Source organism: Acinetobacter sp. CAU_H_60 (genome assembly GCF_058599385.1).
The window spans coordinates 1091660-1115121 of the sequence record NZ_CM178653.1; the positions used below are offsets into that span (position 1 = coordinate 1091660).

Sequence of the window (23462 nt, forward strand, 5' to 3'; positions counted from 1 at the left end):
ATCCTGATTCTGGCCCTTCCTCAATACTTGAGAGTGATCAATTGCGATGACAGCAAAACCTTCTTTCATCTTAATGGAGTAATCGACGATGCGCGCCGATATTCACCCAAAATACGAAAAACTAGTTGCTACTTGTTCATGTGGTAACGTAATCGAAACTCGTTCAGCTGTTGGTAAAGAAACTCTTTACCTAGACGTATGCTCAGCTTGCCACCCATTCTACACTGGTAAGCAAAAGAACGTTGACACTGGCGGCCGTATCGACAAGTTCAAACAACGTTTTGCTGGTATGTCACGTTCTGTTAAACGTTAATACCCAAAATGAAAAAACGGGCTTTATGCCCGTTTTTTTGTGCCTGCAATTTAGAAAATCATTTCACGTTTCTAGATTGAAAGGCGAGTACAAGACCTTAGTGGTCTTGTACATCAATCAGATGATCCAGTTTTTTCTGGAAATAATCACCCTGAATAAAGCGGGCATCGACGTTCCAGGCATTCGCAAATAAGGTCATGTCATTCAGTTCACGAATCATGATATTCACTGGTTTGATTTCATTGTACGTGGTGATTTTTTCCTGTAGCTGTTCAATTTCAGTATCATTGTTCAGCATCTTGGTCAGTTTGCTATCCAGGCTCAGACCATTGATATCGAACTCACGTAGTAGGGTTTCACTATACATTGAGTGACCAAAGTTACGAATCGCAATCCGCGCGCCATGTTCACGTAAAGTACGTAGATATTTCTGCGCATCCTGCTGGTTCATCAGGATATCTTCTTCAGAGAACTGTAAAGTTAAAGGATGCTCGACTTTACTGCGAATAATCGTAATCAGTTTGGATATAAACTCAGGGAAAGTACGGTCTTTGAATAGTACCGCACGGTTCAGATTGACGATTAAACGGGCATCCGGATACTGGGTAATGAAGTTATGCAACTGCTTGCTTGATTCAACCAGAATCCAGCGATCCAGTTTAATAGACAATTCATCATCTTCATTGAGTTCCATCAAGGAAGAAATATCCTGCCATTTATTTTCAAAGATAAAGCCACTAGTCACCTCATACATGTAGAGGTTGGTATCTTCTTTATCATATAGCTGTTGATATTTCAGATGAATTTCACCACGTTCCAGACATTCACGCAGTGCTTTTAAGACTGGAGAGGTTGTCAGTGGTACAGTGCTGACTGCCGGACTGACCGGTATGGACTCAGACGCTGGAATAACGGGTTCTGAAACCGTGAAGTCAATGCTCGGCATTGAAATCGATTCCTGAGTCGTTGCAGGAATATCCAGAACAAATTCAGACGTTTTTTGTGCTTGTGGTAAAGGAGTAGAGAAGGCCCGATCGACTAATTCATTACAATGGCTTTCATCACGCAACTCACCGTCAAGTAGAGTATAACCGATGCGTAGATTGAGCGGATAAGTTTGCTGATTCACTGTAATAAGCTGTGGTTTGGTCAATGAACCTAACCCAACAAGTTTGGATTCTAGAATGTCTTGCGCATCTGCCTGAATGATCCCCACCAGAACATCATGTTCCAGTTTAAAGAGTGGAATACGAACCTGCTCTTTTAGAAAATTCTCAATTTCATGGAAGTAACCCATGTAGGTTGCCCAATCACCATTCAGGACTTGTGGCTCATACGCAGCAAAGGAGAAGATGATCAACGCATTGGCTTTCGCTGGTTCACGATTAAGTTCACGCTTGAGTGGCTGTAAGGTACTTGGCTTGTTTGCAACCTTTTCAGAAGAGGCACTTGCCTGAGTAGTCGCTGTATCAATCGTAATTTGTAGTGCATCTTCTTCAGCACTAGATGCCAGAAATTCCAGTTTTAATGGATTGGCAGCAGCAACATTTGGATTCGACGAAGTAATATCAAAACGGCCTAAATCAAACTGGCCCTGAGAAATCTTTTTAAAGCGGGTTTTAAAATCATTCAAATCTTGCGGCTGTAACAGGTCTAAAAGCGGCAGACCGATAATATCATCCTCGCTTTTAAGGCCAAACAGTTTGAGATAATCGGCATTAGCCTGAATATGGATGCCTTCCTGAATGGTTGCGACCGCACGGTTACTGTCTTCTACCAATGATTGTGCCTGGTTTTGTGCAGTTTCCAGTTCTTCCATTAAATGGCGCTGGGCTTGCATGGTACGGCTAAAGGAAAGGGCACGTACCAGATTCAGGAAGAAGCGGTCTGGATAATCCAGATTCAGAATGTCAAAAATGCCTTTACGGATATACTGGGCATATTGTTCAGCTTGGTAATCTTCCGGCTTTAACAAAAGAATAGGAAGGTCAGGTTGCTGCGAAAGTTGAACCAGACTTAAGGCCTGTTCATATTTCAGATCATACGCACGACCAAAAATAATTAAGTCCCAGTTAAAGTTTAACTGTTTTTCAAAAGATTGCAGATCATCAAGCAGAACGGCATCGACTTGATATTCATTGCTGGTTAAGAGATCACGGATTTGGTTATATCTAATTTGATTATCATCAATGATCAGTAAACGTGTTTCAGTACGTTTTAACTTTTTAGACAATAATGGATTTCTCACTTCAATGCTTCCCATAAATCGTGATTTCTAGTTTCATTTAATTGCTTATGTATAAAGTTTTCGATGATATCTTCTTCTTGATCATTTAATAATTCATAGTCAAAATGGATAAAACTTTGTGTAATGAGCTGCGCCTTGGTTAGGTAGATTCTGAGTTCTTTTTGGCCAAGACGTAAATGAATGGTCTGTTTTTCCCTAAACATTTGTGAGCCAGAGACAATAATACTGGTTGAGACCTGATCAAGCTGGGTCATCTGTACCAGAATAGCTGGCTGATAATTGATACTGTGTTTGTCGGTACGGGCATAGACTGCGCAAGGGAACAGTTCCTGTGCCAGAATTTCCAGGCCGATTTCCAGACTTTTATCTGCTGACTGTTTGATCCAGCGAATGACACCGCCACGCCACTGGCTTTGAGATTTTTCCTGAACCAGAATAAATTCACCAGTTTTCAGATTGGCAGGGGTAATACCTGTCCATTTAATCCGGTAACCATTAACACTGATATCGAGAACTTCAGCGGTATGAATCTGTTTGGCTTCGCGATCGAGCGCCTTGATACTGCTGAATCCGCTTGGAACGGCATTATGCATTGAGCTGACAAAACTGCTTTCGCTCTGGAAACCATAATTACCTTCCAGTTCCAGCGTTTCATTAAAGTTTTTACCCTTAGACAGATAAAAATGCGCCACCGTTAAGCCAAAGCAGATATTGATCTGTGCGGAATATTCATAACGTTCATGACGGCGTTCGACATTATTCGAAAGCAGGTTATAGATATGAAAATGCAGAGCAGGTGTCAGGAACAGTTTTTCATTACGTGACAGATACTGGGCATTTTTGCTTTGCGTACCGGTCAGGTGTTCCATCAGGTTTTGTGTCGAAATATAGAAGCTCGGCTGGAAATGCTGACCCTGATGAGAATTCAGTAAAGGCGGATGATCTTTGCTGGCATCGACCACATAACGTGACAGTGTGGTTTCTTTTGGCAGAATCTGAACCAGTTTTGCCCAGTCCGCACTGCATAAATATAAACCCTGAATTTCAGCTGGACGGATCTGATGGGTATTGAAAATATCCAGCAAAATCAGTCGTGCATAGGCTTGGGCAATATTCTGGATTTCGTGCTGGGTGCCAAGAACCTGATTGATGTTGGTCTGATAGAAATTATTGTCCATCGCACATTCCAGCAACTGATGTGCCGCCAACCACTGACCGGCGCCAGGTGTGCTATACAGCATATGCTGTTGATAGAGCAGCAGGCTTAACTGTTGCAGGCCATAGTAGATGGACACCATCCGGGCACTTTGCAGACTTTTCTTTTTGCCCAGGGAAAATAGTGAAAACTTTTGATGATTCAGCTGATGATTACAGCGTTTGGCAATATCTATATAGATCTTGGCAAAATAGCTGCGTAACAGCATGGCCAGCTCAATAATCTGGTCATTGCGATCTGTCGTGATCAGACCCTGATTGACGAAATGTTTCTCAAGACTGGCCAAAACATTTTCAAGGGTAGGGTGCAATACCTGAATCAGGTCAAAACGCAAGGTTTCCGCACATTTTAGTTCGGAAATTTCCAGTAAAGCACTGAACAGAGACTTGGATGAATTCCCCAATTGCAGGATTGAAATTCCTGCGACCCATTCCTGCAATGCTTTGGCATTTGTGGGACAAAAACTTAGCTGTTCTATGGTGAGTTCAGCCGTTGTCTGAAAAAAGTCTGCAGTATGCTTACTCATCTTTATTATTTAACTCAAAAATGTTGAAACCCCAAAAAGCGGTGTCTTATTCTTCTCGCCCGCTATTTCTCGAACTAGTTTAGGAACCAGATACCCCGGTAGGTTCGCTAAAACTTCTGTATAAATCTCATTGATGTGCTCAGCAGGTAAATCAAAATGATGCGCACCTTTTACTTTATCAAGTACATGTAAATAATAGGGCATCACGCCAGCATCAAACAAGCGATAGCTTAAATCAATCAAAACTTGAGCAGAATCATTAACCCCTTTTAATAAAACTGCCTGATTGAGTACCGTGATCTGATGCTGAACCAGCTGATTAAGCTGCTTACAGGTCAGGTCATCCAGCTCTGATGCATGGTTCGAGTGTACCACTAGAATAATACGTAGCCTACTGTTTTTTAACATGCTTAGTAGCTCTTCGTCGATCCGATTTGGGATCACAATAGGAACTCGTGAATGTATTCTTAAAAATTTGAGATGTGGTACCGATTCTAGTCGTTCAATCCAGATTTTTAATTTTCGGTTAGATAAGGTCAGTGGATCGCCACCACTCAGAATTACTTCATTAATATCTGGCTGGCTTTCCAGATATTGTTTGATATTAATCCAGTCCTCATTTTTAGGCAGGTTTTCATGATAGGGGAAATGGCGGCGGAAACAGTAACGACAGTGAACTGCACAGGCACCGGTTAAGGTCAGTAGAAAACGTGACTTATATTTATGTAGAACACCAGGCTGCTGGTTGGCCTGTTCTTCACCCAAGGGATCGGTGACAAATCCCGGATGATCTTCCAGTTCCAGATGATGCGGTAACACTTGTAATAAAAGTGGATCTAGAGGATTGCCTGGCTGCATTTTGGAAACAAAAGCTCGCGGCACACGTAATTTAAAGGCTTGAGAGGCCAGCAGAGCACCAGATAACAGCTGATCTGGAGAAAGCTGTAAAATCTGTAGTAGTTCTTGTGGATCAGTGATCAGATCACTCAGTTGCGATTGCCAATTTGCTTCTTGATATAAATACTGTGTCATGCCGGAAGATCAAAAAAAGATGAAGGCGATAGCCAGAAGTGCGCAGTTTAGCAGTTTGTCTACAGATGGGAATGTGAAAGCTGGCTAAAATTTCTCTAAACACGATCAGTTTGCTATGGTATGCAAAAGCATAGAGACATTTATGTGCTTAGAAGACTGGTTGTGCACCAGTATTGGAATAGCTGATGCTAAGTTAAGCAGTGTCAGCAAGTTAAAACCGATTTTTTCGTTGCGGCTTGGTGTATTGCTCATTTAGAATACGCAACATTAAATGAATGTGCATGTGGCAACTCATGTTCGTGTCAGACTTGCTAAATGACATTGCAACAGCCCATAGCATCAATAGCTTAAAGTTAGTAAGTTTGGAGTGAGCCAATCATGGCCTATTATTCTACGAACGATTTCAAGTCTGGCCTGAAGGTTATGCTTGATGGTAACCCATGTTCAATCATGGAAAACGAATACGTTAAACCAGGTAAAGGCCAGGCGTTCAACCGCGTTAAATTACGTAACCTTCGCAGTGGTAAAGTTTTGGAAAAAACTTTTAAATCTGGTGATTCTCTAGAAGCTGCAGACATCGTAGAAGTAGAAATGGAATACTTGTACAACGATGGCGAAATGTGGAACTTTATGGATCCTGTAACCTTCGAACAGATCGCTGCTGATAAAACAGCAATGGGCGATGCTGCAAAATGGTTAAAAGACGATTCAAATGAAAAATGTACTATCATGTTATGGAATGGCGTACCTTTAACAGTAAGCCCACCAAACTTCGTAGTATTAAAAATTGTTGAAACTGATCCAGGCGTTCGTGGCGATACTTCTGGTGGTGGCGGTAAACCAGCGAAACTTGAAACAGGTGCAGTAGTACGTGTTCCATTATTCGTTCAGCAAGAAGAAAGCGTTCGTGTAGACACTCGTACTGGTGACTATTTAGAACGTGCATAATGGTCGGAAAATAGACTATTATCAAAGGGGATGACTAAAATCATCCCTTTTTTTATGCCAAAGTCTTAGAGGAATTCGAAAGGAACAAGCGTAAAGTCGCAAGGGAAAACAGCAGTACCTCGAATAAAAAAATCACGCTGATTTATATGCTTCACAAAATGAGGGATTGAATGGAAACTTTACAACAGAAGTCAACCATGACTTCGAAAATCATCTGGCTCCTGGTAGCCATAGTCGGGGCAGTCTCCTTCGGGATACTTGCACTCAGTCGTGGTGAGCATGTGAATGCAGTCTGGCTGGTACTGGCCGCAGCCTGTGTGTACAGCATCGCTTACCGTTTCTACAGTTTATTTATTGCCAATAAAGTTTTTGAACTGAATGCACGCCGTTTAACACCTGCCCATCGTCTGGGTGATGGTCTGGATTATGTGCCGACCAATAAAAGTGTGTTATTCGGTCACCATTTTGCCGCGATTGCCGGTGCGGGTCCTTTAGTCGGTCCAATCCTTGCAGCGCAGATGGGTTATCTGCCAGGCACGATCTGGCTACTGGTCGGTGTGGTACTGGCAGGTGCGGTACAGGACTTCCTGGTACTGTTTATTTCTACTCGTCGTGACGGTCGTTCACTGGGTGAAATGGCAAAACAGGAACTGGGTACCTTTGCTGGCATTATCGTGATGCTTGGTGCGCTGGGCGTAATGATCATCATCCTTGCAGTATTGGCGCTAGTCGTTGTTAAAGCACTGACTAACAGTCCATGGGGCGTATTCAGTATTGCAGCTACGATTCCGATCGCCATCTTCATGGGGATCTACATGCGATTTATCCGTCCGGGTAAAATTGCAGAAGTTTCGATCATTGGTTTCGTATTGATGATGCTTGGCATTATCTATGGTGAAAACGTTGCACAGCATCCCTACTGGGGACAGCTATTTACCTTAACGGGTACTGAGCTGACTTGGGCACTGATCATTTACGGTTTCATTGCATCGGTATTGCCCGTCTGGTTATTACTTGCGCCGCGTGACTATTTATCTACCTTCCTGAAAATTGGTGTGATTGCCGGTCTGGCGATTGGCATTCTGTTCGCGATGCCGGAAATGAAGTTGCCAGCGATTACCAAATTTGTCGATGGTACAGGCCCAGTATTCGCTGGTTCAATGTTCCCATTCCTGTTTATTACCATTGCCTGCGGTGCGATTTCCGGTTTCCACGCACTGGTTTCTTCAGGTACGACACCGAAACTGGTCAACAACGAACGCGATATCCGGATAATCGGTTATGGCGGTATGTTGATGGAATCATTTGTTGCGATCATGGCTTTGATCTGTGCCGCAATTCTTGATCCAGGTGTGTACTTTGCGATTAACTCACCAGCGGCGCTACTAGGTACCACTGTAGATACTGCGGCTGAAGCAGTGCGTAATCTCGGATTTGTGGTAACACCTGAAGCACTGACATTGCTGGCACAGGAAGTAGGTGAGAACTCGATTCTGTCACGTACGGGTGGTGCACCAACTTTCGCGATTGGTATGGCGCATATCATTACCGAAATCTTTAACAGCCGTGAAATGATGGCTTTCTGGTATCACTTTGCGATTCTGTTCGAAGCCTTATTCATTCTGACAGCGGTAGATGCGGGTACTCGTGCTTGTCGCTTCATGGTTCAGGATACAGTTGGTATCGTGATTCCTGCGGTAAAACAATCTCATAACTTCTTCGGTAATATGCTGGGTACAGCCGTTGCTGTTGCTGGCTGGGGTTTCTTCGTTTATCAAGGCGTCGTTGATCCATTAGGCGGTATTAACAGCTTATGGCCACTGTTCGGTATTGGTAACCAGATTCTGGCTGCAATGGCATTAATTCTGGGTACAGTCATCCTGTTCAAGATGAAGAAAGAGAAATATGTGTGGGTAACAATTGTTCCAACCGTATTCCTGTTTATTACTTCAATGACAGCCGGTTGGCAGAAGATTTTCCATGAAAATCCAAAGATCGGTTTCCTGGCACAGGCAGAGCGTTTCAATACGGCAATTGCGAATAATGAAATTCTGGCACCAGCGAAAACCCTGGCTGAAATGCAGACTGTCGCAATGTCGAATCAGATCAATGCAGCACTTTGTGGTTTCTTTATGATTGTGGCGTTTGTAATGCTATTTGCTGCAATTGGCGTGATCCGTCGTGCCCTGGCGAGCCCTGTACCAACCGTAAATGAAGCAGAAGCAGTGTATCGCGATCCTGAAGACATTCAGCCTGCAAAAGGACATTAAGGAGCAGCGCATGAACTTGAAGTTTGCTAAAGGTGGAAAAGCGGTTATCTATAAAATCATCAAGATGACTGTGATGTCACAAAAAGACCTGATCCTGAACCCGAAAAATTGGTCACGGATTGCGACGTTGTGGCAGCGTTTACAGCAGAGTTTCCGCCTAATGGTGGGTGTGCCGGATTATCAGACTTATCTGGCGCATATGAAAAAGCACCATCCTGATCTGGAAGCGATGGACCCTAAAACATTTTATCGTCACTGTGTAGATTCGCGTTATCCATCTGCCGGTGGAGATATGAAGAAGTGTCCATGCTAATGGATGAGTAAAATGAGCGCCTTTCGGGGCGCTTTTTTTAATGCTTTAAAGATATAAATTTATATCTTAATTAGACTTGTTTGAATTGAGCTACTCGTAGCGGCTCGCTAAATCTATAAAAGATAGGCTTAGGTTGGTGCTCATAGCATATGTTTAATTAATTCAACTAAAATCATAACGAGTTGGATAATTAATTTAGAGAGAATTAAAGAAAAAATTTTTTCTAAAAATTTAAATATAGAGAATTCTGAATGTCTTTTGAAATTAGGATTCATGGGCTATTCCAGAACTAGTTAAGTTATTTATATTCTCTAAATAGAACTAAGTATGAGAAAGGGAATAAATAAATTTAATTTTTCCATTGTTTTTTAATTTTTCATATGCATGCAAAATGGCCTCAGAATTTTTTAGTTCACAAGCATCTGCGATCTTCTTTACGTGCTTGTCGACAGAATCTTCTCTGATCCACGTACGTAAATTATCCTCAAGTTTTTTTATTTTTTCTTCATCAGTATCGTCGGAAGTAACAGTAAATAAATAATTATTAGCTACTAGAAAGCGAGCTTTAGCCTGAACTTTCAAAATTTTTAGAGAGTGGTAATAGTAAAGTAGCATTTCATATCGATATAAGTTGGCTGGTCTGCCTGCACGCATGTTGAAATTCACTTTTTTCTCAGCGTTATTTATAAAGTCATTTCCTACACCTTGTAAAACTGCATATGCAAAGTCAGCTTCTAAGTTTGTTAAAGACTCTTGATTTTTTATTTTCTCAGATATTTTTATTAAGAAATTACCTTGATCAATACTCGTATTAAGTAGTTGTTCTTTATCGAATGCATCTTCGAATACGAAGCCTTCAAAACGCCAATTTTTACTCATAATTTATTTAGTTAAATACTTCAGCTTCAAATATTAAGCAATTTCTTAAAAAATTAGAAACTATTGTTTAATATTTAGAAAATAGCCAAATCAGTGTATGTTAATCCTACAGCATGTTTTATTAGGGAAAATATTGTGATCTGGGGCATGAAACAAAAAGAAAAGCTGGATATTGCGCACAACAATGATGAGCTTGAACAGAAGCTGGCTGATTACGCACCCAAGATTCAAAAGTTTTTCCAAGAAATTAATGCCATTGTCCTGGACAAACATGCACAGACCAGATTAGCACTATGCTGTCTGATTGCAGGCGGGCATGTCTTGTTTGAAGATTTACCCGGTTTAGGGAAGACCACTTTGGCAAGTAGTCTAGCCCATCTCGTAGGACTGAAATTTCAGCGGATTCAGTTTACCAATGACATGCTGGCCAGTGATGTCATCGGTATCAATATGTTTAACCAGAAAGAACATCAGTTCGAGTTTAAACAGGGTCCTATTTTTACTCAGATTTTGCTGGCAGATGAAATTAACCGTTCCAGTCCCAAAACTCAGAGTGCCTTGCTGGAAGCGATGGAAGAAGGCTATGCCACTGTCGATGGGATACGCTATGTATTGCCTAAGCCATTTTGGGTAATCGCGACCCAGAATCCGTTATTTCAAAGTGGTACTTATGCCTTACCTGAATCTCAACTAGACCGTTTTTTAATGCGTCTATCTCTGGGTTATCCATCCCGTCATGCTGAAAAACTGTTATTACAGCAGGAATCCCGTTTTGCCTTGATCGCCAGCTTGGCACATGTGTTTAGCGAAAATGAAGTACTGGAATTACAGCAATTGACCCAGCAGATTTTCATTAGTGAAGCGGTTCAGGAATATATGCTGGATCTTGCGGAAGAAACCCGTAAGAAACGCCAAGGTTTATCAACACGAGGTTTGCTGGCACTCAAGCGTGCAGCACAGGCGAATGCCATCATTCAGCAACGTAGCTTTGTAACTCCGGATGATGTGCAAGCCGTTTTTGTGGCAGTTGCCGCCCATCGTCTGGGGCTGAGCGATGCAGAAACATTAAATGTGATGCAACAGGTTGCAGTCAGTTAAAGGAGTCCACTCTTGGATAAAACCTGGCAAAACTGGCTGGCGAAACGCTTTCAATTTTCACAGCAAAAACGACTTTCCCAAAAGGATGTGCTGGTCTTTATTTATCAGCAGGGTTATCTGTATCTGGTTTTGATTTTTATCACCTTTATTGCTGGCGTGAATTATGCCAATAACCTGATTTTAGGTTTCTGCTTTCTGATTAGTGCAGTGCTATGTGTCAGCTTCTATCTAACCTTTAAACAGTTGCATGATCTGGATATCGAAATGGTTGCTGAAGACGTCGGACAGGTGGGTCATGCACTTAACCTGCATTTTTATTTTCAGCAAGCAACAGCTCGGCCGCGTTATCTGTATATCAAGGCCGGCAATCAGCTGGAGAAAGTTTATCTGACTGAACAAAAGCAGCATTGGGTGCTGCCTTTTTATGCGGAACGTCGCGGTAAATTTGAGTATCCGGTGATTCAGATCTATTCGGTTTATCCCTTTGGTCTGGTTCGAGCCTGGACCTATCTTTATCATCATCAGTTTGCCTGGGTGGCACCCAAAGCTCAAAGCAATACTTCAGCAAACAAGATTTATCAAAATAGCTTTGAACCGGATATGGATGAGTTCCGTGAATTACGTAACTATCAATCTGGAGACTCATTACAGGCGGTTTCCTGGAAGCAGTTTGCACGTGGACAAGGTTTATATGTCAAAGTCTTTGAACAGTATCAGGATGAACATAGCATTGAGATTCATTATGAACATATGCCTAGCCAGTCGCATGAGGAGAAACTGGGCTTAATGATGGGACTGATTGAGCAATGTGAGCAGCAGCAATGTGCATATGCGTTACATTTACCACAGGCAGAATTGCCGCAGGGAGCAGGTGAAGAACAATTGCGTAAGGCCAAACAATTATTGGCTCAGGCATAACGGGTGAATCTATGATTGATGGAAAAATCCGAATTTCGATCGTCTTGACCCTAGGCTTGATCATCCTTGCCCAAGTAGCTTTCATCCCGGTGCTGCTCAGCATTATCTTTGTCATTAGCTTACTGTGTATCTGGATTTTTCTTAAACGGCGAAAGCCATTTCCTAAAATTGGAACTTTTCTACTTACGGTTTTAGCATTAGGTAGTATTTATCTCAGCCACCAAAGTTTTATTGGAGTGGAGGCAGGCGTCGCAGTTCTTTCCACTTTTTTATTTGCCAAATCATTAGAAACAAAAAACCGGCGGGATCTGATTATCCTGTTTAATTTTGCGCTTTTTGTTGCGGCCAGTTCATTTCTATATAGTCAGTCTTTTGGTATGGCTGTTGTGATTATTCTATGCTTATTAAGCTGTCTAATTGGCTTATACCGGATTCAGACCAGTGAGTTTCAGCAGAGTCAGCAATCACCACGTATAGCCTTACAGCAAGATGCTAAATATGTCGGCAGATTTGTGCTTTATGCTCTGCCATTTTTTATTTTGTTATTCATCTTCTTTCCGCGTTTGCCACCGCTTTGGCATATCCCGATTCCAGAAAATAAAGGCGTGACCGGGATCGCAGACAGTATGTCACCGGGAGATATTGCTGAATTATCTCAATCCAATGCTCTAGCTTTCCGGATTATTGGTGATGTGAGTAAACTACCGCCACGTTCAGAGTTATATTGGCGGGCATTAGTTTTAGATGAATATGATGGACAGCGCTGGACCAGTAGCTTTATTAATCAGCAGCCTTTAATCCGTCAGCCTGGAGAAGTTGTTCCAGTATCCACATCAAGGTGGAATTACCAATATCTGGCTGCTGATCCTTCTGTGTTCTGGGTGATGGGCCTGGAAAAATCGATGCCTTTGGAACGCCGTTATTATAACCGTCAGGATTGGAGTATCGTACCAAGGCGTTTAACCCAACGAGTAGAACCGATTCATTTACAATGGCTGGGTAGTCAAAATACCGAAAGTATTTTACCGGAGCAATTTGTTCAGCGACTAAATACCCAGACTCAATCCCATTTGGACTCTCAGGCACAGCAGCTGGCACAGCGCTTATATCTACAAAGTGGGGAGGATCCGCGACGTTATATCCGAACAGTCTTGAACTGGTATCAGCAAAATCATTTTGTATATACCTTGAAACCAGGCGTACTTGGTAAAAACCGGATTGATGAATTTCTATTTAAATCCCGGCAGGGTTTTTGTGAGCACTATGCTTCCAGTTTTGTCATGCTAATGCGATATGTTGGAATCCCGGCACGTGTGGTCACAGGTTATCAAGGTGGACAATTGGCACCCGATGGGAAAAGTTGGGAGGTACGTCAGTTAGATGCTCATGCCTGGACAGAAGTCTGGATTGACCAAAGATGGCAGCGTTTTGATCCTACCGCAATGGTAGCTCCACAACGTATTGATGATGGGATGCAAAATTTAATCTCGCAAGATGAGCGAGTATGGGCAAGTAATTCTGGCTGGACATCACAGCGTAATGTATGGCTGACCAAACTAAGAGTCTGGAGTGATTATGCAAGTTACCAATGGCAAAGTAAGGTCGTGGGCTATAATGCCGAATCTCAACAAGGCTGTTTAGCGAAGCTAGGTCTAAGTTCAGTTTATTCCAGTGTGATCATTCTCATATCCGGTATTGGCATACTTATATTGCTTTATATTTTAAAAATCTATCTTAAAAACCGGCAGTTAAAATCGCCTTTTGATTATTCTATTCAGCAGTTTAATCAGTCTTTGAACAAAGATTTAAAAAGACAATCCGCGGAGACTTTTCATCAATGGATGTTAAGGCTATCTCAGCAAGTTCAGGATAAAGATCAGTCTGTATTTTTTGAAGCAATTAGACTATTTGAAAAATCAATTTATTCTGGCAGGGAATTCTCAGACCAAGATTTGAAACAATTCAAAGATTTGCTTAAAACTTGTGCGCATATATTGAAAATTAAATGAAAAGACTTGTCTTAAGATCGAAAAATTTATAATATGCCAAGCATTCTAGGTGTATAGCTCAGTTGGTTAGAGCGCTACGTTGACATCGTAGAGGTCTCCAGTTCGAATCTGGATATACCTACCAAGATTTTAAAAACCGTAACTATTTATGATAGTTACGGTTTTTTTATGCTTAATCAATAGTCTTTATAACAAAAATTTGATAATACATTTGGACCTCTATGTTTTTTAGAAGCGGGTCACTCAAATGAATAGAGTTCCCCGCCTTCTGATTATGTATGTCTTCTCTTTTTAGATACGATCCCGGGTCATTTCACCATTGACCAGTCTTAACAGATTTAGTGGATTCTCATCTCTCAATGCCTCCGGCAACAGATTTTGCGGATAGTTCTGGTAGCAGACCGGACGAAGATAACGATCAATGGCCAAAGTTCCTACAGACGTCCCTCGTGAATCGGAAGTGGCCGGATAAGGCCCACCATGTACCATGGCATCAGAAACTTCTACCCCGGTCGGATAGCCATTCAATAACAAACGGCCAGCCTTTTCTTCTAATACCGGTACTACTTCCGCGAATTCTTCCAGATCCTGATCTTCTGCAATCAGTGAGGCTGTTAACTGTCCATTCATACTGCTGAGTGCCTGAAGTAACTGTGCCTTGTCTTCCACTTCAATCACAATCGTAGTGGGTCCAAAGATTTCTTCTTGCAGAAGTTGATCACCAGCAAGCAGCAGTTCAACCTCTGCTTTGAAGAGTTGCGGTAATGCCTGCTCCCCTTGTTGCTCCTGACCGGCCAGGTGCTGAATGCCGGAATGCTCGGATAAATGCGATAAGCCAGAAACATAGCTGTTTAATGTCCCTGCATTGAGCATGGTTTGAGCCGGCTTGTTTGCCATGATTTCACTGAGCTGTTCAATGAGCCGTGTATATTCAGGTGATTTAATTCCCAGGATCAATCCTGGATTGGTACAGAATTGGCCACAACCCAGTACTACTGAATCTGCCAGCTCCTGGGCAATCTGATCACCACGGTTTTTTAAAGCTTCAGGCAGCATCAGCATCGGGTTGATACTGCTCATTTCAGCAAAGACCGGAATCGGCTGTGGACGTGCTGCTGCCATATCGCATAGTGCACGGCCACCTTTGAGGGAACCGGTAAAACCGACGGCCTGAATTAATGGATGTTTCACCAGTAAGGCACCGACAGCATTACCATAGATCATGTTAAACACCCCTTTGGGCATGCCTGTTTTCTCAACGGCACGTTCAATGGCCTGAGCCACATAGTCTGCAGTGGCCATATGCCCGCTATGGGCTTTGACCACCACAGAACAACCTGCTGCCAATGCAGAAGCGGTATCACCACCGGCGGTCGAGAATGCTAAAGGGAAGTTACTTGCCCCAAAAACGGCAACTGGCCCTACACCGATTTTAATCTGACGCAGGTCTGGTCGTGGCAAAGGTTGACGCTCTGGCAGTGCGGTATCAATTCGAGCCCCTAGAAAATCACCACGGCGCAAGACTTTAGCGAACAAACGCATTTGCCCGCTGGTACGGCCACGTTCACCTTGCAGCCGGGCAATGGGTAAAGCGGTTTCTTGAGAAATCGTATTGAGGAAGTCTTCACCCAAAGCATCGAGTTCATCTGCGATGGATTCTAAGAATAGAGCCCGCTGTTCAGGGGAAGTATGGCGGTAGGTTTTAAAGGCAGCATGGGCAGCTTCCACGGCCTGGTTGACTTCCTGTTCAGTGGCCTGAAAGAAGTCAAAAGTCAGGGCTTCACCGGTGCTGGCATTCAGGCTTTTCAGGACTTTATCACCTGCAGCGCTACGGGTGCCAGCTATAAAGTTGTGGCCAATTGTATTCATCTGATTAGTCCTAGATTCGATTTAATGAGAATGTCGGGGCAAGTTTTTGTCATTAATGACACGCATATATAAGGTTGCTGGTTCCAGACATCCACCTGTAGAAAGTTGTCCTACTAACTTGCGATACATTTCTTGCCATGGTGTTTGAGATGCAGGGTAGTCAGGTTTCCATTGTTGACGGCGGCGTTCTAATTCCTCATCAGAAACAAGTACATTTACAGAACGTTTATTTAAATCAATTCTTAAGCGGTCATTGGTCTTGAGCAATGCAATCCCACCACCAATAGCTGCCTCAGGTGACATATTTAAAATGGAAGGGCTGGCTGATGTTCCACTTTGACGACCATCACCTAAACAAGGTAAAGAATCGATGCCTTTTTTGATCAGCTCTGTAGGAGGTGCCATGTTTACGACTTCAGCACTACCTGGATAACCGACTGTACCTGCACCACGAATGACTAAGATGCAGTTTTCATCAATATTAAGATCGGGGTCGTTAATACGGGCGTGATAGTCTTCTGGCCCTTCAAAGACAATCGCTCGAGCTTCAAAGCTATTTTCATCCTGTGGATTAGACAAATAGGTTTTCCTAAAAGCCTCTCCCACAACAGACATTTTCATAATCGCACTGTCAAAGAAATTACCACTGAGTACAATAAATCCGGCGCCATGTTTAAGCGGCTCTTGAAAGGGATAAATTACATCAGCGTTTGAAGTTTTAGATTGCTTGGCAATTTCACCTATAGTCTTGCCGCTCACTGTTGCACAATCTTCATGAAGTACGCCTGCTTTTTGTAATTCATACATCACTGCTGGTACACCACCGGCACGGTGAAAACCTTCACCCAGATATTTTCCAGCAGGCATACAGTTCACAAGAAGTGGAATATTTTCACCTACACGTTGCCAATCATCTAATGTAAGTTCTATTCCCATATGACGTGCTATAGCGATTAAATGCGGAGGACAGTTGCTAGAAGCCCCTAAAGCAGAGGCAACAGCAATCGCATTCTCAAAGGATTTTTTGGTCATAATTTTTGAGGGTCTTAAATCCTCAAGAACCATTTCACAGATGCGTTTACCGGTCGCATAAGCCATTTGACCACGCTCACGATAAGGTGCAGGAATACTGGCACACGTCGGTAGAGACATACCTAAGGCTTCAGCCAAGGCATTCATGGAAAGTGCCGTGCCCATGGTATTGCAATGCCCAACTGATGGAGATGCTGAAGTGGTCATTTCCATAAACCCTTCATAATCAATTTCACCAGAAGCCAGTAAATTTCGTGCATGCCAGATCACTGTACCTGATCCGATTAAATCACCTTTATAGTGGCCATCCAGCATAGGTCCACCTGAAAGAACAATAGCCGGTAAATCGGTAGTGGCTGCTGCCATGAGGCAGGCAGGTGTGGTTTTGTCGCAACCAGTGGTCAGGACCACGCCATCAAGCGGGTAGCCATGGAGAATTTCCACTAAACCTAAATAGGCTAAATTGCGGTCAAGCGCGGCAGTAGGACGGCGTGATTGTTCTGCAATTGGATGAACTGGAAATTCCATAGGAATACCACCGGCATCACGAATACCGGCCTTAACGCGTTCTGCTAATTCTTTGTGGTGACGATTACAAGGAGTTAAATCACTGCCTGTCTGTGCAATACCAATAATTGGTCGACCGGACTGAAGCTCATCACGTGTCAAACCATAATTCATATATCGTTCAACATACAAAGCTGTCATATCTGCATGTTCTGGATCATCAAACCATTCCTGGCTACGTAAAAAAATCCGTTTACTTTGATTATTCATTTCCAGATCCTTAACTTTAATATTATGCAAATGAGCAATATGGGAAGCAGTTATTTATTTGAAAGGTAGAGACCAACCCTAAAGCTAATCATTTAGGAATACCATTCAACCTAGGGATAATATGTGAAAACTATAGTAATTCACGCTGCTTTAAATTTTGCATCAATGAGTTGATGCCGAAATTCCAAGGTGATGCTCTGTCGCTGGTCGTTACAATATTGTAAAGAGTGCCTAGTTTAGGAGTATGAATCCGTACGACATCATCAACTTTGTGGGTAAAGCCCGCTCCAGGTTTTTCTCGATCTTGGGTAGGGGCAAATAATGTTCCTAAAAATAGTACAAATCCGTCCGGATACTGATGATTTTCATTTAAAGTCTGTTGAATTAAATCTTCTGGATCACGACTAATTTGAGACATGGAACTCAAACCATTCAAGACAAAATGATCCGTTCCTTCAATTTTGAGTTCTACCTCACATGAGCGGATATCATCCAAACTAAAAGTTTGATCAAATAAGCGGATGAAAGGACCAATTGCGCATGAGGCATTGTTATCCTTAGCTTTGCTCAATAAAAGGGCACTACGTCCCTCGAAATCACGCAGATTGACATCATTACCTAAAGTCGCACCTAAAATTTTACCTTGGCTATTTGCAACCAGAACCACTTCAGGTTCAGGATTATTCCACTCTGATTTTGGATGAATACCAATATTTTGACCTGTTCCTACGGCTGCTAGAACAGGAGCTTTAGTGAATATTTCTGCATCACTGCCAATCCCAACTTCAAGATATTGAGACCACATATTTTGTTCAATTAAGTATTTTTTTAATTCAAGTGCTTTTACAGAGCCAGGCTGAATAGATTTAAGACTGTCTCCAATCACTCCCTGTACGATTTCCCGAATGTGTTGCGATTTATCCGCATCACCTGCAGCCTGTTCTTCAATTACCCGCTCCAGCATACTTGCAGCAAAAGTTACTCCTGCAGCTTTAATCACTTGCAGATCAATAGGTGCTAAAAAATAAGCTTTACTTAGATCTGGCTCAGGCAAAGTATTTGCAAAAATTTCATCAATATTCCCAATCAATTGACCTTCAATTTTAGCAAGAGCCGAGATCGGGGAATCAGTTTCTAACAGTTCAGAGATCGTATTGAAATGACTAGAAATATCAAAAACCTGATTACCTTTCAAAATCACTGGCGATGGACCAGCAACTTTATGTGGTACCCATGCTCGCCCAATTAAGCATCCTTGTGTACCATCCACTGGCAATGAATTGGCTGAATTTAATGTAAATTTCATGTAAAGCAACTCTATTTATAATTGAAATCATCGTAGAATTCCTTTCTAATAAATACCAATGGTAATAATTTAATAATTAATAACCTGTAGTTATTGGTAAAAGGATTTCTAAATGGCAGACTTAAATTATTCGAGTTTCAATAATTGGTTCAAATATAGGCACTTGGTCTTATTAGAGACTTTGGCAAGAACTAAAAATATGCATTTAGCAGCTGAACAGATGAATTTAAGTCAGCCTGCGATCAGTAAAATGCTGAAAGAAATTGAAAATATGCTGGGTTTTACTATTTTTGAACGCTTACCGAGAAGTATGCCTGTAACAGCATTGGGGCAGCATGTGATTTGTTATGCACAGCGGGTCCTGAATGATGCCAAACATTTTGTTGAAGATATTGAAATGCTGAGACTAGGTGGACATGGATTTCTTAAAGTAGGTGGAATTTTTGCTGCAACCGCGTCTGTCATTCCAAATTCTGTGATTGAGATTAAAAAGAAATGGCCATTACTCTCCATTGATGTTGTTGAACAGACCAGTGATCATTTAATGGAAATGCTCAGTGAACATACACTGGATTTAGCGGTTGGCCGATTTACCCAGGCAACACAACAGCAATTTTTTGATTTTAAGCCCTTAGGACCTGAGCCTTTTTGTATTGTGGTTAATCATGAGCATCCCTATGCTCAAAAGAAATTTTGTCAATTAAACGAACTGCTAGATTGGCCTTGGGTGGTTTACCCTAAAGGAACACCAATTCGTGAACGTATGGAAGCGGCATTTATGCGCGCAAATGTTAAAGTCCCTTTGAATACGGTCAATACCATGTCCATGCAAACTTTCCTACAGATTATACAAACTGCTCCCATGGTGGCTATGTTGCCTGAAGCAATGGTCGCTCAACAGGTGAAAGACGGGAAACTTTGCATTATAGAAACCGAGTTGATTTTAGATGCCCAGGATTACGGTATTTTGACGAGGAAAAACGAACCAATTTCAGAAATTGCACAAACATTTATAGAAATTTTATTAGAGAATACTAAATAGAATTAAATAAAATAGCACTTAGCTGGGTGAATCAGCTAAGTGCTTTAATGGCATTTAACCTTTGAAATATGTTTCGGCGACACCTTGGATACCTAATCCATAAATGGCAAATACACTACCGCGCAACTGATTGTCTCCGGGAAAACGTGGTAAAGGAGGCTGAGACATAGAGGTAACAAATAGCACGTCTAAATTTTTTCCTCCAAAAGCCAGACTGGTCACTTTTTTAACTGGCATTTCAATAATTCGATCTATACTGCCATCAGGTGCATAACGTACCAATTGGCCTGAATATACTTTTGCACTCCAGACATAACCTTCACTATCTACAGTTGATCCATCTGCTGATCCACCATCCTGCGTATCGATTTTGCTAAAAACCTGTTTATTGGTTAAAGCAGTATCTGAACTGGCATAATCATATGACCAGATTTCACCTTGCCAGGTATCAGTAAAATAGAACTTATCGCCTTTGGGGTTCCAGCATATTCCATTTGAAGTATTGATATTTTCTTCAAGTTTCTGAACCGTCATATCTGTATTTAAACGATATAAAGAGGCAGTTTTATCCTCCTCCATACGGTTCATTGATCCAAAAACGAAACGGCCTTGTCGATCTACACCTCCATCGTTTAAACGATTAAAAGGCATATCTGGTTCAGGATGATAAATAAAATCTAAATCGCCGGTATCAAAATCTAGACTATGCAGCCCATTTTCTAAGGCAACAATTGCTCCATTATGATTTTCTCGTAGTGCATAAGATCCAATCTTTTGAAGGGTTTCCCAAGCTTTCAGGCCTTTACCTTGCTCATCACAGGAAAATAATCGACCGTCAAATATATCTACCCAGAATAATCGTTGACGAACAGGATCCCATGTCGGTACTTCACCTAAACGTGTCTTAACATCAACAAATACTTTAATTTCCATTTACGTTATCCTGAAAGATTATCTCTATTTTATAGGCATTCAATTTATTGAAAAATAATATACTTTCTAAGTAAATTATAATTTAGTTTAAAAAATTACTAATGATTAAATATCAATCTTTGATAAACAGAAGTTATTAATACTAAAGTAGCGATATTCTGAAATAAAAAATAATAAAAATTAGGTATATAAGTCTTTTGCCAAAAACTTATATCGAATAACTTTTCAATATCGATATTAAAAAGTTATCAATATTGAGGAATAATTCATTGGTAATTATTAATCATCCTACTTAATTTGATGAATACACGATTTGAGTCGTCTAATTCAAAAATTAGGGAAGGATTACCTATGAATATACTCATTACTGGTGGTACGGGCTTTATTGGAAAACAGATAGCTAGAAAAATCTTGGAATTAGGGACTATCACACTAGATGGACAAGCTGCTCAATCCGTAGAAAAAATCATATTATTTGATGCTTTTACAGGAGAGGACATTCCTGAAGACCCGAAAATTCAAGTCGTGATTGGTGATATTACTGACAAAGAACAAGTATCTAAAATTACCAAAAATGTAGATGTCATTTGGCATCTGGCTGCAGTAGTCAGTTCAGCGGCAGAAGCTGATTTTGACTTAGGTATGGAAGTCAATTTATACGGTTTGTTGACCTTGCTTGAATCAGTAAGACAACACGGATCCAAACCTCGATTTATTTTTGCCAGCGGTTGTGCTGTATTTGGAGGTGCCCTGCCAGAAGTAGTTACAGATGACACGGTCGTCACACCTAAATCATCCTATGGCATGCAAAAGGCGGTAGGCGAATTACTTGTTTCAGATTATTCACGTAAAGGCTTTATTGATGGACGAGTATTACGTCTACCAACAATTGTTGTTCGTCCAGGTAAGCCCAATAAAGCTGCTTCAACATTTTTTAGTTCGATCATTCGTGAACCGCTCAAAGGTGAGCCCGCGGTTTGTCCTGTCCAGGCTGATACGCCAGTATTTATCACCTCTCCACGTCGCTGTGTTGACTCAATGATTCATGCAGCGGTTATTTCTCCCGATCAGTTATCCGATCAGCGCATTATTCCATTACCTGGTTTAACGGTGACCGTTCAGCAAATGCTGGAAGCCCTAGAAAAAATTGCAGGAAAATCTGCGGTAAATCTCGTGCAGTGGCAAGAAGATAAAACGATCCAACGCATTGTGCAAAGTTGGCCAGTAAAGGTTAAAGCTGAATACGCTGAATCACTTGGGTTCAAAGCGGATAAGAATTTTGAAAGCATCATCCAGGCACATATTGAAGATACCCAAGAATTAATAGCTGAGATAGCTAATTAAAGTGAGACAGTATTATGGAAGATATTCAAGCTAAATCTGCTCTGGAAGAGCAAACCATTAAACGTATTTCAAAAAGAATTATTCCTTTTCTTATTATTCTATTTGTAATGGCATTTTTAGATAGAACAAATATCGGCTTTGCCGCCTTGCATATGAATGATGCAATTGGAATCACTCAAACTATCTTCGGTTTAGGCGCTGGAATTTTTTTCCTTGGTTATTTTATTGCAGAAGTTCCGAGTAATGTACTTCTGCATCGGTTCGGTGCCAGAATCTGGATCGCACGTATCATGATTACATGGGGAATCATTGCTGCTTTAATGGGCCTGATTCAGAATGGAACCCAGTTTATCGTTCTTCGTTTTTTACTCGGTATTGCTGAAGCTGGCTTTTTTCCGGGCGTAATTTTCTATCTTACTTTATGGTTTCCAGCACGGTATCGTGCGCGTGTATTTGCTACATTTTATTTAGGGTTGCCGATAGCCCAGATTGTTGGTGCACCTATTTCAGTTGGACTCATGCAATGGGGTGATACTATCGGTTATGAAGGCTGGCGCATGATGTATGTGCTTGAGGGTATTCCATCCATCATTCTAGGTATCATTTGCCTTAAATACTTAACCAATACACCCAAAGAAGCTCAATGGCTCACTGCTGATCAACGTCAATGGTTAATGAATACATTAGAAAAAGAAGAGCGTGAAAAAACTGAACATGCAGATGCCCATCTAAGTAAATCAACCGTTATCAAACAAGTCTTTAAAAATCCGTTGGTATGGGTTATGGCAATTGTTTACTTTGGGATTACGTCTGGATCGAATGCAATGTTCTTCTTCTTGCCAAGTGTGCTGGAGTCATTCCGGAATACGTTTGGGATGGAAATCAGCTTAATTCAGAATGGTCTTTTAACTGCAATTCCTTATGCATTTGCTGCTGTAGGCATGATTTTATGGAGCCGTCGCTCGGATCGTAAACAGGAGCGACATAAGCATGGTGCATGTGCAGCACTTATGGCAGCGAGTGCTATTGCAATCGCACTACTTGTGAACCAGCCATGGGCCATTATCGTCGGATTTATTTTCCTGGCAATTGGAGTATTTAGTGCAATCAATATTTTCTGGACGCTCCCAGGCCAAACATTAACAGGCGTAGGTGCTGCTGCTGGTATTGGACTAATTAACTCTGTAGGTAATTTAAGTGGATTTACAGGCCCATATTTAACTGGCTATCTATATACCACTACGGGTACTTATACCATTGCATTTCTAGTTATCGCTGGGTTTGTTGCTATTGGTGGGATCGGATTACTGGTGCTTGCCCATTTAAATGGCAAGCAGGTAGCAAAAGAAAAATTAAACCTCAAAGCCCAACCCAATCAAGGAGTATAAA

Annotated in this window: 18 protein-coding genes and 1 tRNA gene; 11 read left to right on the plus strand and 8 right to left on the minus strand. The window is 41.6% G+C overall.

What is annotated here, in order from left to right:
- Positions 1–88: 88 nt before the first annotated feature.
- Complete coding sequence (rpmE, locus tag AC4MBN_RS05065) at positions 89–313, plus strand: 50S ribosomal protein L31 (RefSeq protein ID WP_004782616.1); 225 nt, start codon at positions 89–91, stop codon at positions 311–313.
- 97 nt (positions 314–410) lie between these two features.
- Here the strand turns inward: rpmE and AC4MBN_RS05070 are convergent, their stop codons facing one another.
- The 3 genes from AC4MBN_RS05070 to epmB are packed head-to-tail and all read right to left on the minus strand — an operon-like array spanning position 411 to position 5335.
- On the minus strand, positions 411–2576 hold the full coding sequence (locus tag AC4MBN_RS05070; protein ID WP_491880771.1) for an EAL domain-containing protein: 2166 nt from the start codon (positions 2574–2576) through the stop codon (positions 411–413).
- Entirely contained in the window at positions 2558–4303 is a 1746-nt protein-coding gene (locus AC4MBN_RS05075) for a cyclic-di-GMP receptor FimW-related protein (protein WP_491880772.1), read from the minus strand. Before AC4MBN_RS05075 ends, AC4MBN_RS05070 begins: the two co-directional genes overlap by 19 nt.
- A 9-nt stretch (positions 4304–4312) precedes the next feature.
- The gene (gene epmB, locus AC4MBN_RS05080; protein ID WP_419374454.1) at positions 4313–5335 is read right to left on the minus strand and encodes an EF-P beta-lysylation protein EpmB; all 1023 of its coding nucleotides are present in this window, start codon (positions 5333–5335) and stop codon (positions 4313–4315) included.
- 378 nt (positions 5336–5713) lie between these two features.
- On the opposite strand from epmB, the gene efp reads away from it, so the two are divergent.
- The 3 genes from efp (at position 5714) to AC4MBN_RS05095 (ending at position 8866) form a co-directional block, all read left to right on the plus strand.
- Entirely contained in the window at positions 5714–6283 is a 570-nt protein-coding gene (efp, locus tag AC4MBN_RS05085) for an elongation factor P (RefSeq protein WP_004782608.1), read from the plus strand.
- 170 nt (positions 6284–6453) lie between these two features.
- Positions 6454–8553, plus strand: a complete 2100-nt coding sequence (locus AC4MBN_RS05090) for a carbon starvation CstA family protein (protein ID WP_419363516.1) — start codon at positions 6454–6456, stop codon at positions 8551–8553.
- 10 nt (positions 8554–8563) lie between these two features.
- Entirely contained in the window at positions 8564–8866 is a 303-nt protein-coding gene (locus AC4MBN_RS05095) for a YbdD/YjiX family protein (RefSeq protein WP_004782606.1), read from the plus strand.
- Between the two features lie 321 nt (positions 8867–9187).
- Here the strand turns inward: AC4MBN_RS05095 and AC4MBN_RS05100 are convergent, their stop codons facing one another.
- Complete coding sequence (locus AC4MBN_RS05100; RefSeq protein ID WP_419374455.1) at positions 9188–9745, minus strand: hypothetical protein; 558 nt, start codon at positions 9743–9745, stop codon at positions 9188–9190.
- Between the two features lie 135 nt (positions 9746–9880).
- Here AC4MBN_RS05100 and AC4MBN_RS05105 point away from each other — a divergent pair, with 135 nt between their 5' ends.
- From AC4MBN_RS05105 to AC4MBN_RS05120, 4 genes are all read left to right on the plus strand, one after another.
- A complete protein-coding gene (locus tag AC4MBN_RS05105) occupies positions 9881–10843 on the plus strand; it encodes an AAA family ATPase (protein WP_491880942.1) in 963 nt (320 codons plus the stop codon).
- Positions 10844–10855: 12 nt separating this feature from the next.
- Positions 10856–11761, plus strand: a complete 906-nt coding sequence (locus tag AC4MBN_RS05110; RefSeq protein WP_419375312.1) for a DUF58 domain-containing protein — start codon at positions 10856–10858, stop codon at positions 11759–11761.
- 11 nt (positions 11762–11772) lie between these two features.
- A complete protein-coding gene (locus AC4MBN_RS05115) occupies positions 11773–13770 on the plus strand; it encodes a transglutaminase TgpA family protein (RefSeq protein ID WP_491880773.1) in 1998 nt (665 codons plus the stop codon).
- Between the two features lie 47 nt (positions 13771–13817).
- Positions 13818–13894: transfer RNA gene (locus AC4MBN_RS05120), tRNA-Val, on the plus strand.
- 167 nt (positions 13895–14061) lie between these two features.
- On the opposite strand, the gene AC4MBN_RS05125 is transcribed toward AC4MBN_RS05120, so the two are convergent.
- The 3 genes from AC4MBN_RS05125 to AC4MBN_RS05135 all read right to left on the minus strand — a co-directional run bounded on the left by AC4MBN_RS05125 (position 14062) and on the right by AC4MBN_RS05135 (position 18754).
- Complete coding sequence (locus AC4MBN_RS05125; protein WP_491880774.1) at positions 14062–15639, minus strand: aldehyde dehydrogenase (NADP(+)); 1578 nt, start codon at positions 15637–15639, stop codon at positions 14062–14064.
- A gap of 21 nt (positions 15640–15660) precedes the next feature.
- The gene (locus AC4MBN_RS05130) at positions 15661–17448 is read right to left on the minus strand and encodes an IlvD/Edd family dehydratase (RefSeq protein ID WP_067763270.1); all 1788 of its coding nucleotides are present in this window, start codon (positions 17446–17448) and stop codon (positions 15661–15663) included.
- A gap of 130 nt (positions 17449–17578) precedes the next feature.
- Entirely contained in the window at positions 17579–18754 is a 1176-nt protein-coding gene (locus tag AC4MBN_RS05135) for a fumarylacetoacetate hydrolase family protein (RefSeq protein WP_491880775.1), read from the minus strand.
- A gap of 112 nt (positions 18755–18866) precedes the next feature.
- On the opposite strand from AC4MBN_RS05135, the gene AC4MBN_RS05140 reads away from it, so the two are divergent.
- Positions 18867–19796: a LysR family transcriptional regulator gene (locus tag AC4MBN_RS05140; protein ID WP_491880776.1), complete on the plus strand. Its 930-nt coding sequence runs from the start codon at positions 18867–18869 to the stop codon at positions 19794–19796.
- A 54-nt stretch (positions 19797–19850) separates the two neighbouring features.
- Here the strand turns inward: AC4MBN_RS05140 and AC4MBN_RS05145 are convergent, their stop codons facing one another.
- Positions 19851–20729 (minus strand): SMP-30/gluconolactonase/LRE family protein, encoded by an 879-nt coding sequence (locus AC4MBN_RS05145; RefSeq protein WP_491880777.1) that lies wholly within the window; start codon positions 20727–20729, stop codon positions 19851–19853.
- 351 nt (positions 20730–21080) lie between these two features.
- Here AC4MBN_RS05145 and denD point away from each other — a divergent pair, with 351 nt between their 5' ends.
- Both denD and AC4MBN_RS05155 read left to right on the plus strand, forming a co-directional pair.
- Complete coding sequence (gene denD, locus AC4MBN_RS05150) at positions 21081–22073, plus strand: D-erythronate dehydrogenase (protein WP_491880778.1); 993 nt, start codon at positions 21081–21083, stop codon at positions 22071–22073.
- A 14-nt stretch (positions 22074–22087) separates the two neighbouring features.
- Complete coding sequence (locus AC4MBN_RS05155) at positions 22088–23461, plus strand: MFS transporter (protein WP_067763279.1); 1374 nt, start codon at positions 22088–22090, stop codon at positions 23459–23461.
- Position 23462: the final 1 nt, after the last annotated feature.